This window comes from Nocardia yamanashiensis NBRC 100130, assembly GCF_001613325.1.
Taxonomy (GTDB): domain Bacteria; phylum Actinomycetota; class Actinomycetes; order Mycobacteriales; family Mycobacteriaceae; genus Nocardia; species Nocardia yamanashiensis.
Genome location: NZ_BDCD01000064.1, coordinates 1 through 16,779, shown reverse-complemented (window position 1 = coordinate 16,779; position 16,779 = coordinate 1). Strand labels below are relative to the sequence as shown.

The window sequence follows — 16,779 nt, the reverse complement described above, 5'->3', positions numbered from 1 at the left end:
TGAGGAATTGGGCCACCGTGTGTTGGCGGTGGTGGCTGGTTCGGCGGTGAATCAGGATGGTGCTTCCAATGGTTTGACCGCGCCGAATGGTCCGTCGCAGCAAAGGGTGATCCGGCAGGCGCTGGCCAATGCGGGGCTCGGGATTTCCGATGTGGATGTGGTCGAGGCGCATGGCACCGGGACCAGACTGGGTGATCCGATCGAGGCTCAAGCCTTGTTGGCGACGTATGGTCAGCGTGGGGAGGGTGATCCGTTGTGGCTGGGTTCGATCAAGTCGAATATGGGTCATGCGCAGGCTGCTGCGGGTGTGGCGGGTGTGATCAAGATGGTGCAGGCGATGCGTTTCGGGCGGATGCCTGCGACGTTGCATGTGAGTGAGCCGTCGCCGCATGTGGATTGGTCTGCGGGGCGGGTGGAGTTGTTGACCGAGGCGAGGGAGTGGCCGCGTGGTGGTCGTCCGCGGCGGGCGGCGGTGTCGTCGTTCGGTATTTCGGGGACCAATGCCCACGTCATCCTCGAAGAAGCACCACCGGCGGCCCAATCCCCGGTGATGCCCAGCGCCGCAGCCGTTCCCGCGATGCCGTGGACGCTGGCGGCGAAGTCCGAGGCCGCACTTTCCGCGCAGGCCGCGGCGCTGCACGCGTACCTCGCGGCCGAGGACGTTCCCGCTGAAGACGTTGCCGCGGCGCTGATCCGCCGCAGCGTCTTCGACCATCGCGCGGTCGTACTCGGCGCCGAATCAGCGTCCCTGACAACCGGTCTGGAGGCGCTGGCCGCCGGTATACCGGCGCCTGGTGTGATCTCCGGTCGCGCCGTCCCCGGTCGCACGGGTGTGCTGTTCTCGGGGCAAGGATCACAGCGCCTCGGCATGGGCCGCGAACTGGCCGAAACGTTTCCGGTGTTCGCGGCGGCTTTCGACGAGGTCGTCGCCGAGGTGGACCGATGGCTGGATCGACCACTGCGCGAGGTGATGTGGGGCTCGGACGCGGCATTGCTCGAGTCGACCGGATACGCGCAGCCGGCCCTGTTCGCTTTCGAGGTGGCCTTGTTCGAGCTGCTGCGATCCTGGGGCCTGATCGTGGACGCGGTCGCCGGGCATTCGGTCGGTGAGATAGCCGCGGCACAGGTGGCGGGCGTCCTGTCACTTTCGGATGCCGCCCGATTGGTGGTGGTGCGGGGGCGGTTGATGCAGGCATTGCCGGCCGGCGGCGCGATGGCCGCCATCCAGGCGAGTGAAGCCGAGATCATGCGCGAACTGCGTGACGGTGTGGATATCGCAGCCGTGAACGCCGAAGCGGCCGTGGTGATTTCCGGCGACGCCGCGGCGGTCGAGGCGGTGGCCGCGGTCTTCGCCGAACGCGGGCGCAAGACCTCGCGACTACGGGTTTCGCACGCGTTCCACTCCGTGCTGATGGAGCCGATGGCGGCGGCGTTCGCGGCCGAGATCGCGGATCTGCGGGTATCGCCGCCCCGTATTCCGGTGGTGTCGAATCTGACCGGGCAGCTCGCCGCGGACGGCTACGCGGCGGCGGACTATTGGGTGGAGCATGTGCGCCGTCCGGTCCGGTTCGCGCAAGGAGTGGCCACGTTGTCGGCCGCGGGAGTAACCCGTTTCGTCGAGGTGGGACCGGACGTCGCGCTGGCGCCGATGATCGCCCAGGGCATCGACCCGGCCCGGACCCGAGTCGTGGCCACCGCGCGCCGTGCGATCGGAGAGGTCGCGGCGGTCCTCTCCGGTGCGGCGGAACTGTACGTCGCGGGCGGCGCGATGGATTGGTCCACGCTCGTTCCCAGGCGGCACCGTGCTCAGGTGTCGTTGCCGCCGTACGCCTTCCAACGTCGGCTGTTCTGGCTGGATCACCGCCCGCAGACCGATATGTCCCGGCTGGGACTGCATGCGGTGGACCACGCGCTGCTGGGCGCGGAGGTCGAGTCACCGGACGACGGCCGGATCGTGGTGACGGGCCGGTTGTCGGTGACGTCGACCCCGTGGCTGTCCGAGCACGCGGTGTTCGGCCGGACGCTGCTGCCGGGAGCGGGATTCGTGGACCTGGTGGCGACGGTGGCCGACCGCGTGGGTTGTGCGGTGGTGCGGGAACTGACGCTCACCACGCCGTTGATACTGACCGAGTCGGCTACCGCCTTGCGCATCGTGGTCGGCGAGCCGGCCCTCGACGGAACCAGGCAGGCAACGGTATTCGGCCGCCCGGACACCGGGACGGACGGCGGTGCGGTCGAATCCGCCGGCTGGACCATTCATGCCGAGGCGGTACTCGCGACCGCCGAGGAGGGGACCGAGCCGGAATCGGAGCCCTGGGTATGGCCGCCCCGCGGTGCGACACCTCTCGATCTCACCGGCGTGTACGACCGCCTGGCGCGCCGCGGCTACGACTACGGCCCGCTCTTCCGCGGTCTGGACGGCATCTGGCGTGACGACAAGGACGTGTTCGTCGAAGTCGCGTTGCCCGGAGGGGACGGATCCGGTTTCGGAATGCACCCCGCCCTGCTCGACGCGGTATTGCACGCGGTGCTGATCACCTCGGCGGCGTCCGAACAGACGGTGCTGCCATTCGCATGGTCCGGAATTCGATTGTCCGCGACGGGCGCGACCCGGGTTCGGGCCCGGCTGCGGACGACGGGCACCGATTCGGTGTCGGTCGAGATCGTGGATCCGGCAGGGCATTCGGTGCTGAGCGCGGAATCGCTGGTGTCGCGGCCGGTGTCGGAGCGACAGCTCGCCGCGGTCCTGGCGGGAGCGCCGGTCGACGGTCTGTACGACACGCGCTGGATACCCGCCGCGGGCGTACCCTGCCCGGACCCGGCCGAAATGCCGGACACACGGGTATTGCGGTGCACCGGCGACGGTTCCGTGCCCGATACCGTCGACGAAGTGCACACCCGCACGGCCGCCGCGTTGAACGCGCTGCAGTCGTGGCTGCGCGACACGGTCGACGCCGATTCTCGCCTGGTCGTGCTGACCCGGGGCGCGGTCGACACCGGGCGGGCCGCGATCACGGACCTGGCCGGGGCGGCGATCTGGGGATTGGTGGCCTCCGCGCAGGCGGAGCATCCGGGCCGGATCGTCCTGCTCGACAGCGATGTCGAACTCGACGACACCGAGATCGGCCGGGCGGTCAGCCGGGCACCGCACACGGAGACACAGCTCGCCCTGCGTGCCGGAGACGTGCTCGTCCCCCGGCTCACCGGCCTCGAAACACACGGAGGCGACGCGGGATTCACGCATCCTCTGCTCGATGCCGGCGTGGTGGTCGTGACCGGCGGAACCGGGGGTTTGGGCGCGGTACTGGCACGACATCTGGTGACCGCGCACGGCGTCCGGGACATCGTGCTGACCAGCCGGCGCGGCGCGCGGGCACCGGGCGCGGAGACCGTGGCCGACGAATTGCGGGCGGCCGGTGCGCGGGTGCGCGTCCTGGCCTGCGATGTCACCGACCGGATCGCGGTGCGCGACATGGTGTCCGAGCTCAGCGCGGCCGGTCCGCTCGTGGGCGTGGTGCACGCGGCGGGTGTCCTCGACGACGGCGTCGTCGGGGAGCTGACCGCCGACCGGTTGCGCGATGTGCTGGCGCCGAAGGTCGATGGCGCGTGGAACCTGCACGAGGCGACGGTGGCGCTGAATCCGCCCCTGTTCGTGGTGTTCTCGTCGATCGCGGGTGTACTCGGCACCCCGGGACAGGCGAACTACGCGGCGGCGAACCGCTTTCTGGACGGCCTGATCTCGTACCGGCGGGCGCGAGGGCTGCCCGGTATGTCGCTGGCCTGGGGGTTGTGGGCGGAGAGCACGGGCATGACCGGCCCGCTGGCCGGTGGCGACCGGTTCAGGGCCGGTCGCGATGGCCTGGCCGCCATGACGACCGAGCAGGGCTTGGCGCTGTGGGACGCGGCGCTGAACTCCGATCGTGCGCTGCTCGTTCCCGCGCGACTGGACCGGGCGGTGCTGCGGAGCCTGGCCGGCCAGCGCCGCCTGCCGACAGCGCTGTCGAAGTTGGTCCGAAACGTGCGCCGGGTCGCCGCCGGCGCAGGCACGGATGGTCCCGGCTTGCGGGACCGATTGGCCGGACTCGATGCCGAACGTGGTCACGAGCTGTTGCTGAGCGTGGTGCGGGAGCAGGCCGCCGCGGTGCTGGGGCACAGCGGGACCGCCGAGATCGAGTCCGATCGAGCCTTCAAGGAACTCGGATTCGATTCCCTGGCAGCGGTCGACTTCCGGAACCGCCTCGGCGCCGTGACGGGCTTGCGGCTGCCCGTGAGCTTGATCTTCGACTACCCGGATCCCGCCGCGCTGGTTGGCTATCTGGCCGCCGAATTGGCCGGTGGCACGGTCGCCGGCCAGCCGGACGCCGGGCATGCCATCGGCAATCTGCTCACCGGCCTCGAGGCGGCCTTGGCCGCCACCTCGTGGACCGGCAGCGATGACAAGACCAGACAGCAAGTGCTCAAACGCCTTCGGGGGCTCACCGAGCAATGGACCGGACTCGTCGACTCCGGGTCCGACTCGAACGGCGATATCGAATCGGCGAGCGGTGACGAGCTCTTCGCGATCATCGATCGCGAATTCTGAGCTCCGGCAACGCGATCGAAGGAGTGGGACTCATGGCCGATGAAGCCAAGTACACGCAGTACCTGAAACGGATGACAGTCGAGCTCCGCGAAGCCCGCAACCGGATACACGCCCTTCAGGACGCGGCCGCCGAACCCATGGCGATCGTGGGCATGGCGTGCCGGTACCCGGGTGGCGTGGATTCGCCGGCCGAGCTGTGGACTATGGTCGACCGGAGCGCCGAGGGCATCGGCGGTTTTCCGGCCGACCGCGGCTGGGACGTGGCGGGGCTGTACGACCCGGAGCCAGGCGTGCCGGGCAAGTCCTACACCTGCTCGGGCGGATTCCTTTACAACGCGGGAGATTTCGACGCCGGATTCTTCGGCATCAGCCCGCGCGAGGCCATCACGATGGACCCCCAGCAACGGCTGCTGCTGGAGGCATCGTGGGAGGCGCTCGAAGACGCCGGAATCGACCCGAGATCGCTGCGTGGATCGAGCACCGGAGTGTTCGCGGGCGTGATGTACCACGACTACGGACCGATGGAACAGGCCGGCTCGGTGGTGTCGGGCCGCGTCGCGTACACCCTGGGACTGGAGGGTCCGGCGGTGACGGTGGACACCGCGTGCTCCTCCTCCCTGGTCGCGCTGCACACCGCCGCTCGTTCGGTGCGATCGGGGGAGTGCGGGCTCGCCCTGGTCGGCGGTGTCACCGTGATGTCGAAGCCGGACATCTTCGTGGAATTCTCCCGGCAGCGGGGGCTTTCGCCGGACGGTCGCTGTCGCTCGTTCTCCGGTTCCGCCGACGGCACCGGCTGGGCCGAGGGCGTCGGTGTGCTGGTGATCGAAAGACTCTCTCGAGCAACTGAATTGGGCCACCGTGTATTGGCGGTGGTGGCCGGTTCGGCGGTGAATCAGGACGGCGCTTCCAATGGTTTGACCGCTCCGAACGGACCGTCGCAACAGCGGGTGATTCGTCAGGCGTTGGCCGATGCCGGGCTCGGGATTTCCGATGTCGACGTGGTCGAGGCGCACGGCACCGGGACCAAACTGGGTGATCCGATCGAGGCTCAGGCATTGCTTGCGACTTACGGTCAACGCACGCAAGGTGATCCGCTGTGGCTGGGTTCGATCAAATCGAACATCGGTCACGCGCAGGCTGCCGCCGGTGTGGCGGGTGTGATCAAGATGGTGCAGGCGATGCGTTTCGAGCGGATGCCCGCGACGCTTCATGTGAACGAGCCTTCGCCGCAAGTGGATTGGTCTTCGGGTCGAGTCGAGTTGCTGACCGAAGCGCGGGAGTGGCCGCGTAACGGTCGTCCGCGGCGGGCGGCGGTGTCCTCGTTCGGTATTTCCGGCACCAATGCCCACGTCATCCTCGAAGAAGCGCCGGACACTGAAAGTATTGTCCCGGAATCGAATCCGGATCGAACCGGCCTTCCTCTTCCCTGGATCCTGTCCGGAAAGACCGCTGCGGCCGTGACGGCACAGGCCACACGGCTGCACCGGTACGCCGCCGATTCCGAGACCTCAGCGGTGGACGTGGCGGTGGCTTTGACGCCGCGCACCGTATTCGATCATCGCGCGGTGGTGCTCGGCGGCGATATGACGGAACTGCTCGCGGGGCTGGAAGCGTTGTCGGGCGGACGTGCCGGGGCGAACGTGGTGTCGGGTCGGGTGTTGCCGGGTCGTACCGGGGTGGTGTTCTCGGGTCAGGGTTCGCAGCGGGTGGGCATGGGTCGTGGTCTGGCGGAGGTTTTTCCGGTGTTCGCGGCCGCGTTGGACGAGGTGGTGGCCGAGGTGGATCGGTGGCTGGATCGTCCGTTGCGCGAGGTGATGTGGGGGTCGGACGAGGCGTTGCTGGCTCAGACGCGTTATGCCCAACCGGCCCTGTTCGCAGTCGAGGCCGCACTTTTCATGTTGTTCCGGTCGTGGGGTGTGGTGGTGGACATGGTGGCCGGCCACTCTGTCGGCGAGATCACCGCCGCCTACGTGACGGACGCGCTATCCCTACCGGATGCCGCGCGTTTGGTGGTGGTGCGCGGGCGGATCATGCAGGAGCTGCCCGCGGGCGGCGCGATGGCCGCCATAGCGGCGACCGAGTCGGAGGTTTCGGAGTTTCTTTCCGCCGAGGTGAGTTTGGCGGCGGTGAATTCGCCGGTGTCGGTGGTGGTGTCGGGGGTTGCCGGTGCGGTGGAGTCGGTGGTGGCGGTGTTCGCGGGGCGGGGGCGAAGGACATCGCGGTTGCGGGTGTCGCATGGTTTTCATTCGGTTCTGATGGAGCCGATGCTCGAGCGGTTCGCGGCGGAGATCGCCGATATCACGCCGTCCCGGCCACGAATCCCCGTCGTGTCCAACCTCACCGGATTGCCGGTCGGGGAGGGCTGGGCGACAGCGGATTACTGGATGGAGCATGTGACAGCTCCGGTTCGTTTCGCCGACGGTGTCACCACGATGGCCGAACTGGGCGTTACCCGTTTCCTCGAACTCGGCCCGGGCTCAGCGCTCACGGCGATGGTGGCCGAGTCCATCGATCCCGGCTCGGCGGTTGCGGTCGGGGGCCTGCGGAGTTCGGTCCCGGAACCGGTCGCGGTCTCAGCGGCCCTCGCCCGGATATTCACCACCGGCGCCGACGTGAACTGGCGGGCGGTGATCGGCGGCCTCCCGAAGAAGCGAATATCGCTGCCGCCTTATGCATTCCAGCGAAAGCGATACTGGCTGAACCCGGAACGTCGCGGCAGCGCGGCGGGGATCGGCCTGCGCGATCCGGGCCACCCCCTGCTCGGCGCCGTCCTGGACAGTGCCGAGGAACCGACCACCGTGCTGACAGGGCGCCTGTCGCTTGCCGAACAACCCTGGCTGGCCGATCACGAAGTGCTGGACCAAGTGCTGTTCCCGGGAACGGGATTCGTGGATCTGGCCCTGCGCGCCGGTGAGGAGGTCGGCTGCGCCGGTCTGTCCGAACTGGCTCTGCTCACCCCGCTGATCCTGCCCGGCGAGGGCGCCGTGCGGATCCAAACCGTGGTGCGGGCGAACGCGGATTCACGCGAGCGCACGGTCTCGGTGTTCTCCCGCGCCGAGGACGCGGCCGAGTGGACGCTGCATGCTCGCGGGGTGCTGGCCGAGCACCTGGCGCCGGCCGATCCGTTCGACTGGGAAGTCTGGCCACCGGCGGGCGCCGAGCCGGTCGACGTGGAGTCGGCCTACGACGTGCTGGCTGAGCTCGGCTTCGGCTACGGTCCGGTGTTCCGCGGTTTGCGGTCGGCGTGGCTGCGCGGGAGCGAAGCATTCGCCGAAGTCGAATTGGGCGAAGGGGTTTCGGGTTCGGGCTACGTCGTGCATCCGGCGCTGCTCGATGCCGCCATGCACACCTCGCTGCTGACGGGCGGCCGGTTGGTGCTGCCGTTCGCCTGGTCGGGAGTGACGGTATCCGCACGGGGCGCTGACAGATTGCGGGTGCGGGTCGTGACCGTGGGGGAGGAGTCGCGTTCGGTGCAGGCCGCCGACGAGTCCGGCCGGCCGGTGCTGTCGGTGCGGTCGCTGGCGGGGCGCGGGGCCTCGCGGGAGCAGTTGGTCGCCGGTGGGCTGCGTGATGCGCTGTTCGGCATCGAATGGCGGCCGATCTCCCTGCCCGCCGGCGACGTTTCGATGCGCATCACCGAGTGGCGAGGTGTCGCGGGAACCGATCCGGCGGGCGAACTCGTGCTGTTCCGAGCCGACGGGGACGGACTGACGCCACCGGCCGAGCGTGTCGCCGGTGCGCTCACCGTCCTGCGGGAATGGCTGGCGGACAAGCGTTTCGAACAATCGCGCCTGATCGTGGTGACACGCGGTGCGGTAGGGCTGCCCGGTGCGGATGTGAAAGATCTCGCGGGGGCGCCGATCTGGGGCCTGGTGCGCGCCGCGCAGGCCGAACATCCGGGCCGGATCCTCCTGGTCGACAGCGATGACGATGCGATGGACCTCGCGGCGATCGCGGCGACCGGCGAACCGGAGACCGCGCTGCGAGACGGTGCCTGCCGGGTACCGCGTCTGGCCCCGATCGTCACCGCGGGAACGGCCGCGCCGATCGAGCCCGACGGCACGATCCTGATCAGCGGTGGCACCGGTGGTTTGGGCGCGCTGCTGGCCCGGCACCTGGTCAGCGCCCATGGCGCGAAACACCTGCTGTTGCTGAGCAGGCGGGGACTCTCGGCGCCGCGGGCCGCGGACCTGTCGGCGGAGCTGACCCGCGCCGGAGCCGCGGTGCGGATCGAGGACTGCGATGTCGCCGATTCCGAGCGGCTGCGCGAGATCCTGAGCACGATTCCCACCCACGCGCCGTTGACCGGCGTGATTCACACCGCGGGCGTATTCGACGCCGGGCTGATCGAATCCCTGACGTCCGAGCGAGTGCACGCCACCCTGCGCGCCAAGGTGGACGGCGCGTGGAACCTACACGAGCTGACGGCGTCCATGGACCTTCGCATGTTCGTACTCTTCTCGTCGGTCGGCGGTCAGATCCTCGCGGGCGGTCAGGGCGGATACGCCGCCGCCAACGCGTATCTGGACGCCTTGGCCGCATATCGTCGGGCGAGGGGGCAAGCCGCCACCGCACTCGCGTGGGGACCCTGGGCCGAGATGCGGATGGGCGCCGAGATCACCGATCGGCAATTGCGCCGGATCCGCCGCCAGGGTGTCATTCCCTTGAGCACCGTCCACGGGCTCGCCCTGTTCGATATCGCGCTGGCCCAGTCGAATCCGATGCTGACACCCGTCCGCATCGATCGCACCGCGCTCGGCGCGCGCACCGGGGAACTGCCCGCACTGCTGCGCGGGCTCGTCCGCACGCCGCCGCGCCGCGATATCGGTCCCGGGTACGCACCGTCACAGGCACGGACGCTCGCCGAGCTCGACCGGCTCGAGCGGCAGGACCGGCTCCTGGAGCTGACTCTCGGCACCGCCGCCGAAGTGCTCTCCTACGGCGCGGATTCGGACCTCGCCGCCGACAGCGCGTTCCAGGACCTCGGCTTCGACTCGCTCAGCGCCATGGAATTCCGAAACAAGATCAAGTCTGTGACGGAGCTGCCGGTCCCGGTCACCGCGATCTTCGACTACCCGACGCCACGGGATCTGGCGAAATACCTGACCGCGCAGTTCGATACCGACGAGCCCGATCCCGTGCTCTCGGCCGAGGCGGCAGCGGATACGCGACCCGGCCCGGAATTCGAAAGTATGGACGCGGGCGAGCTGGTGCGGCGATTCCTCGAACCACGGCCCGACGCCAGGGAAGGCGTTCAATCATGACGTCGAACGATGAACTGCTCCAAGCCCTTCGCGCCGCGGCGCGGCAGCACGACACCCTGCTGCGGGAGAACGCCGAGCTGCGCGGTCGTCTCACGGAACCGATCGCCATCGTGGGCATGGCCTGCCGTTTCCCCGGTGGAGTGAACTCCCCGGACGAACTGTGGGACGCGGTGGCCGAGGGGCGCGACCTGGTGGGCGAATTCCCCACCGACCGCGGCTGGGACATCGAGCGGCTCTACGATCCGGAACCGGGCAAGACCGGGCGGACATACACCCGCTCCGGCGGATTCCTATCCGGCGCAGCCGATTTCGACGCCGACTTCTTCGGGATCAGTCCCCGCGAGGCCGTGGCGATGGATCCGCAGCAACGCCAGCTGCTCGAGGTGTCGTGGGAAGCGCTCGAGGACGCCGGGCTCGACCCGAAAACGCTGCGGGGCAGCGATACCGGGGTCTACATCGGATCCTTCTCCTGGGACTACCTGCCGCGCATGGACGAGGTCTCGCACGAGCTCTACGACTACATCCTGACCGCCAACGGCGGTTCGGTCCTGTCCGGCCGGGTGGCCTATCTCCTGGGTCTGGAGGGACCGACGGTCATGGTGGACACGGCGTGCTCCTCGTCCTTGGTGGCGTTGCACCTCGCCGCGCAGGCCGTGCGCTCCGAGGAATGCGACCTGGCCCTGGCCGGCGGCGTAACCGTGATGTCCACCCCGGGCATGGTGCTGGGTTTCGCACGGCAGCAGGGACTCTCGCCCGACGGGCGCTGCCGCTCCTTCTCCGGTGCGGCGGACGGGGTCGGGCTCTCCGAAGGCGTGGGCGTGCTGGTCGTCGAGCGGCTGTCCAGGGCACGTGAACTGGGACACCGGGTGCTGGCCGTGATCGCGGGCTCGGCTGTGAATCAGGACGGGGCCTCGAACGGCATGACCGCTCCCAACGGTCCCGCGCAACAGCGGGTGATCCGGAAAGCCCTGGCTGCCGCCGGGCTCGGGGTCGCGGATGTGGCCGTGGTGGAAGCGCACGGCACGGGTACCACGCTCGGTGACCCCATCGAGGCACAGGCGCTGCTGGCGACCTATGGCCGGCGCACCGGCGGGGATCCGCTGTGGCTGGGGTCGATCAAATCGAACATGGGCCACACCCAGGCCGCCGCCGGCGTGGCGGGCGTGATCAAGATGGTGCAGGCGTTGCGCTTCGAGCGCATGCCGGCCACCTTGCACTCGAAGCAGGCCACCCCGCACGTGGATTGGTCGGCGGGCCGGGTCGAGTTGCTCACCGAGGCGCGCGATTGGCCCGCGAACGGCTGCCCCCGGCGGGCGGCGGTGTCCTCGTTCGGACTCTCCGGAACCAATGCTCACGTGATCGTGGAGGAAGCACCGGCGGTGGCCGAAAAGGGCACGGCGCAGCCGAATTCGCACGAGCCCGTGCTGCCCTGGGTGTTCTCTGGGAAGACGGCCGCCGCATTGACCGCGCAGAGCACGCGGCTTCTGGAATTCCTGGCCACCGGCGAAACGTCTGCCGCGGACGTGGCGTTGGCACTGGCACGACGCTCACCGTTCGATCACCGCGCCGTCGTGCTGGGCGCCGCCACCACGGAACTCGTGACCGGCACCCGGGCGCTGCACACCGGTGTACCGCATCCGGGTGTGGTGTCGGGTCGGGTGTTGCCGGGTCGTACCGGGGTGGTGTTCTCGGGTCAGGGTTCGCAGCGGGTGGGCATGGGTCGTGGTCTGGCGGAGGTTTTTCCGGTGTTCGCGGCCGCGTTGGACGAGGTGGTGGCCGAGGTGGATCGGTGGCTGGATCGTCCGTTGCGCGAGGTGATGTGGGGGTCGGACGAGGCGTTGCTGGCTCAGACGCGTTATGCCCAGCCGGCCCTGTTCGCGTTCGAAGTGGCAGTGTTCGCGCTGTTGCGGTCCTGGGGAGTCACGGTCGACGCGGTCGCCGGTCATTCGGTGGGCGAGATCGCCGCCGCACAGGTGGCAGGGGTGTTGTCGATACCCGATGCCGCACGGTTGGTGGTGGCGCGGGGGCGATTGATGCAGGAACTGCCCCCGGGCGGGGCGATGGCGGCGGTGGAGGCCTCCGAATCGGAAATCGCGGAGTTTCTTTCCGCCGAGGTGAGTTTGGCGGCGGTGAATTCGCCGGTGTCGGTGGTGGTGTCGGGGGTTGCCGGTGCGGTGGAGTCGGTGGTGGCGGTGTTCGCGGGGCGGGGGCGAAGGACATCGCGGTTGCGGGTGTCGCATGGTTTTCATTCGGTTCTGATGGAGCCGATGCTCGCGGGGTTCGCGGCGGAGATCGCGGATATCAGGCCGTCCCGGCCACGAATCGCACTGGTGTCCACCATGACCGGGCAACGCGCGGGCGAAGATTACGCCGACGTCGGCTACTGGCTGGACCACGTCCGCGACCCCGTCCGTTTCGCCGACGGGGTGGCCGCCATGACGGCCGCCGGCATCACCCGGTTCCTGGAAATCGGCCCCGAGTCGTCGCTGGCGCCGATGGTGGGTCACACCGTGGACGCGCGCGGTGCGCGGGTCACAGCCATCGCGCGACGTGACGCGGACGAGCCCACCGCGATACTTGCCGCTCTCGCCGATCTGTTCGTCGCGGGCGGCACCGTGAACTGGGAGACGGTCACCGCGCCACGGGGCGGTCGAAGAATATCGTTGCCGCCGTACGCGTTCCAGCGCCGGCGGTTCTGGCTGACGCCGAAGGCACGTGCCGACGCGACCGATCTCGGACTGCGGAGCGCGGAGCATCCGGTGCTGAGTACCGTGATCGAGTCCGCCCGCGACGGCGCGGTGACGCTCACCGGCAGCGTGTCCCTGGAAACCCACGCCTGGCTGGCCGATCACACGGTGCTGGGGCAGGTGATGTTCCCCGGTGCCGGCTTCGTGGAGCTCGCCCTGCGCGCGGGCGCGGAGGTGGGCTGTGACGCGTTGTCCGAGCTGACGATCCTGACTCCACTGATACTTCCCGAGACCGGCGCGGTACGAATCCAGGTCACGGTCGACCCGGTAGAGACCGGGCCGCCCACGGTCTCGATCTTCTCCCGTGCCGCGGACGAATCCGGATGGACACTGCACGCCCGCGGTGTGCAGGATTCCGGCGGCGTGACCGGGACCTTCGATTGGGCGGAATGGCCACCCGCGGGCGCCGAACCATTGGAGGTGGGGCCGGCCTACGACGTGCTCGAAGAGCTGGGCTTCGGTTACGGCCCGGTGTTTCGCGGTCTGCGAGCGGCGTGGCGGCGCGGCGACGAGGTGTTCGCCGAGACCGAGCTGTGCGATACGGCTTCGGCGGCCGGATTCGTCGTTCATCCCGCCCTGCTGGATGCCGCGACGCACGCGTCGCTGCTGACCGGTGGTCAGCTCGTGCTGCCGTTCACGTGGTCGGGGGTGACGGCTCGCGCCGGGAGCGCGACCCGGCTGCGGGTGCGTGCCGCTGCGGTGGGGGATCGGTCGCTGTCGGTCGAAACAGCGGATGAGACAGGTCATCCGGTGCTGACGGTGGGTTCGGTGGCCGGTCGCCCGGTGACGCCCGAACAACTCGCCGTCGGCGGATCGCGCGATTCGTTGTTCGCCGTCGAGTGGATGGATATCGGTTTCCCGGTTACTCCGGTCGGATCGGCGGAGATCGTGGACTGGCCGCCGATCGACCCCGACGCCGCCCCCGATGCCGTTGTGCTGCATTGTGTTCCGGATCCCCGCACCGACGCCGATCAGCTTCGCTCTCGGGTCGGCGGCGTGCTCGAGGTGCTGCAGACCTGGCTGGCGGACTCGCGTTTCGAGCGGGCGCGGCTGGTGGTGGTGACCCGGGGCGCGATCGGTCTGCCCGGCGAGCAGGTGAACGACCTCGCGGGAGCGCCGATCTGGGGGCTGGTGCGCGCCGCGCAGTCGGAGCATCCGGGTCGAATCATCCTGGCCGACACAGATACCGGCGAACCGGATATCGCGGCACTGCTCGAAGCGAACGAACCCCAGCTCGCGCTACGGGAAGGCCGCCTGCTGGCGCCGCGGCTGGAGCCTCTGACCACGCCCACCGTGCCGGCGGAGATCGACACCGGCGGCACGATCCTGATCACCGGCGGCACCGGAGGTCTCGGTGCGCTGGCCGCGCGCCATCTGGTCACCGCGCACGGCGCCCGCGCGCTGCTGCTGCTCAGCCGGCAGGGGATGTCCGCGCCGGGAGCGTCCGAGCTGTGCGCCGAGCTCACCGAGGCCGGCGCGACGGTGCGGATCGAGTCGTGTGATGTCGCCGATGCCGTTCGGCTGCGCGAAATCCTAGCGGGCATTCCCGCTCACACGCCGCTGACCGGCGTCGTCCATACCGCCGGCGTGCTCGACGACACCGTGGTGACGTCGTTGACCCCTTCCCGAATCGATGCGGTCTTCGCACCGAAGGTCGACGGCGCCTGGAACCTGCACCGCCTGACCGCGGATACGAACCTCACGATGTTCGTCCTTTACTCCTCGGTGTCCGGCGTCCTGGGCGGTCCGGGTCAGGGAAACTACGCTGCCGCGAACGCTTTCCTCGACGCCCTCGCCGCCCACCGGCGTGCACGCGGGCTCGCCGCCACCTCGCTGGCCTGGGGTCCATGGGCGCAGGAGGGCATGGCCGCGCGGCTTGCCGAGGCGAATCGCGGCCGGTTGAACCGATCGGGTCTGGTGGAACTGTCGGCGGCCGAGGGCCTGCGCCTGTTCGACCGGACCCTCGCGGGTGCGCAGAGTCATTGCGTACCCGCGCATCTGGATCGGGCCGCGCTGGCCGGGGGCTTCCGGACACCGCCGATCTTCGACCGAATCCTGCGCCGGGACCGCCGTCGTGCGGCCGAACGGAGCGGCGGGCGGGCAGCAGCCCTGCGGTCGATGGATTCCCGGGCCCGGCGGCGCACGCTGCTCGACCAGGTGCGAGGGCATGCGGCGACGCTCCTCGGCTATGCGGGCGCGCACTTCATCGATGCCGATCGGCCGTTCCAGGAAATGGGTTTCGACTCCCTGACAGCGGTCGAATTCCGCAATCGAGTCGCTGCGGCGATCGAGGCGGAACTGCCCGCCACACTGGTCTTCGACTATCCGACATCGCGCGCCCTGGCCGATCACCTCGCGGAACTGGTGCGACCGGAGGACGGCGCCGGTTCCACACCGCCACAACGGCTCCGGGCCGAGTCGGCGACGAGCGCGAGCACCGCCGCGACGACCAGCCGGATCCGGGAAATGAACGAAGAAGACCTGATCCGCCTCGCCCTCGGCGAAGCATCCGGCGAGAAGTGAGCGGTGACAACCATGACGAACTCCGACACCAGGCTGGTCGACGCTCTCCGCGCCGCGTTGATCGAGGTCGAAGAACTCCGCGCCGGTCACCGCCGGTTGACCGAACCCTTGGCGATTGTGGGTATGGCGTGCCGGTATCCCGGCGGGGCGGACTCCCCGGCGGCCTTGTGGGCCATGGTCGATCAGGGCCGGGACGGCATCGGCGATTTTCCGGCCGATCGGGGCTGGGATACCGCGAAACTTTACGATCCGACACCCGGCGTCCCGGGCCGGACCTACACGCGATCGGGTGGATTTCTCTACAGTGCGGGCGAATTCGACGCCGGATTCTTCGGGATCGCGCCCCGGGACGCACTCGAGATCGATCCGCAGCAGCGACTGCTGCTGGAGGTGTCCTGGGAAGCGCTCGAGGACGCCGGCATAGATCCGAAGTCGTTGCGCGGGACGAACACCGGAGTGTTCGCGGGAGCGATGTATCACGACTACGGCTCGATGGAACAGGCCGGTTCGGTGATCACGGGTCGCGTCGCGTACACGCTGGGACTGGAAGGCCCTGCGGTGACCGTCGACACCGCATGCTCGTCGTCTCTGGTGGCCCTGCACTCGGCCGGGCAGGCCGTGCGCGCGGGGGAGTGCGAACTGGCCCTCGTCGGGGGCGTGACCGTGATGGCGACGCCCCAGATGTTCGTGGAATTCTGTCGGCAGCAGGGTCTTTCGCCGGACGGCCGGTGCCGGTCCTTCGACGGTGGTGCGAACGGTACCGGCTGGGCCGAGGGTGTCGGTGTGCTGGTGGTCGAACGGCTGTCTCGGGCTGAGGAATTGGGTCATCGGGTGTTGGCGGTGGTGGCTGGCTCGGCGGTGAATCAGGATGGTGCCTCCAATGGCCTGACCGCGCCGAACGGCCCGTCGCAGCAGCGGGTGATCCGGCAGGCTCTGGCCAACGCGGGTCTGGGTATCGGTGATGTGGACCTGGTCGAGGCGCATGGCACTGGGACCAAACTGGGTGATCCCATCGAAGCCCAGGCGTTGCTGGCGACCTACGGTCAGCGCGCGGAAGGCGATCCGCTGTGGCTGGGCTCCATCAAGTCCAACATCGGTCACGCGCAGGCTGCCGCGGGTATCGCAGGTGTGATCAAGATGGTGCAGGCGATGCGTTTCGAGCGGATGCCCGCGACGCTTCATGTGAACGAGCCTTCGCCGCATGTGGATTGGGCTTCGGGCCGGGTGGAGCTGCTGACCGAAGCGCGGGACTGGCCGCGTAATGGTCGTCCGCGGCGGGCGGCGGTGTCCTCGTTCGGTATTTCGGGGACCAACGCCCACGTCATCCTCGAAGAGCCCCGGGCGGATACCACCGGCGAGGCCGGGCCCGGGGATCCGGAATCGCGAGATCGGGTGCTGCCGTGGGTGATCTCGGCCAGATCACCAGCCGCGCTCGCCGCGCAGGCCGGACGTTTACTGGACTGCGTCTCGACTGATCTTCCGTCACTGACCGACACGGCCGTCGCTCTCGGCGGGCGTGCACTGTTCGAACATCGTGCGGTCGTCATCGGAACCAGTCACGCGGACTTGCTCGCGGGTTTGAAAGCGATATCCGCCGGCGATACCGATTCGGCCGAGGGGGTTGCGGCGGGGCACATGACGAACTTCGGCAGCCGGACCGCCA

4 protein-coding genes and 2 pseudogenes are annotated in these 16,779 nt (G+C 69.1%); all 6 read left to right on the top strand.

What is annotated here, in order from left to right; all coding sequences use genetic code 11:
- The first annotated feature begins 19 nt into the window (after positions 1 to 19).
- A complete protein-coding gene (locus NY1_RS41435; protein WP_369690475.1) occupies positions 20 to 4,582 on the top strand; it encodes an SDR family NAD(P)-dependent oxidoreductase in 4,563 nt (1,520 codons plus the stop codon).
- A 23-nt stretch (positions 4,583 to 4,605) separates the two neighbouring features.
- Positions 4,606 to 7,182: pseudogene (locus NY1_RS45615) on the top strand (type I polyketide synthase); the annotation flags it as partial.
- 12 nt (positions 7,183 to 7,194) lie between these two features.
- A complete protein-coding gene (locus tag NY1_RS45610) occupies positions 7,195 to 9,846 on the top strand; it encodes a type I polyketide synthase (RefSeq protein WP_439956076.1) in 2,652 nt (883 codons plus the stop codon).
- A 59-nt stretch (positions 9,847 to 9,905) separates the two neighbouring features.
- A pseudogene (locus NY1_RS45605) lies at positions 9,906 to 12,443 on the top strand (type I polyketide synthase); the annotation flags it as partial.
- Positions 12,444 to 12,461: 18 nt separating this feature from the next.
- Entirely contained in the window at positions 12,462 to 15,116 is a 2,655-nt protein-coding gene (locus NY1_RS45600; protein ID WP_439956075.1) for a type I polyketide synthase, read from the top strand.
- A gap of 12 nt (positions 15,117 to 15,128) precedes the next feature.
- Positions 15,129 to 16,779 (top strand): type I polyketide synthase (locus tag NY1_RS41420; protein ID WP_169815492.1); only part of this gene is annotated, 1,651 nt, incomplete at its 3' end.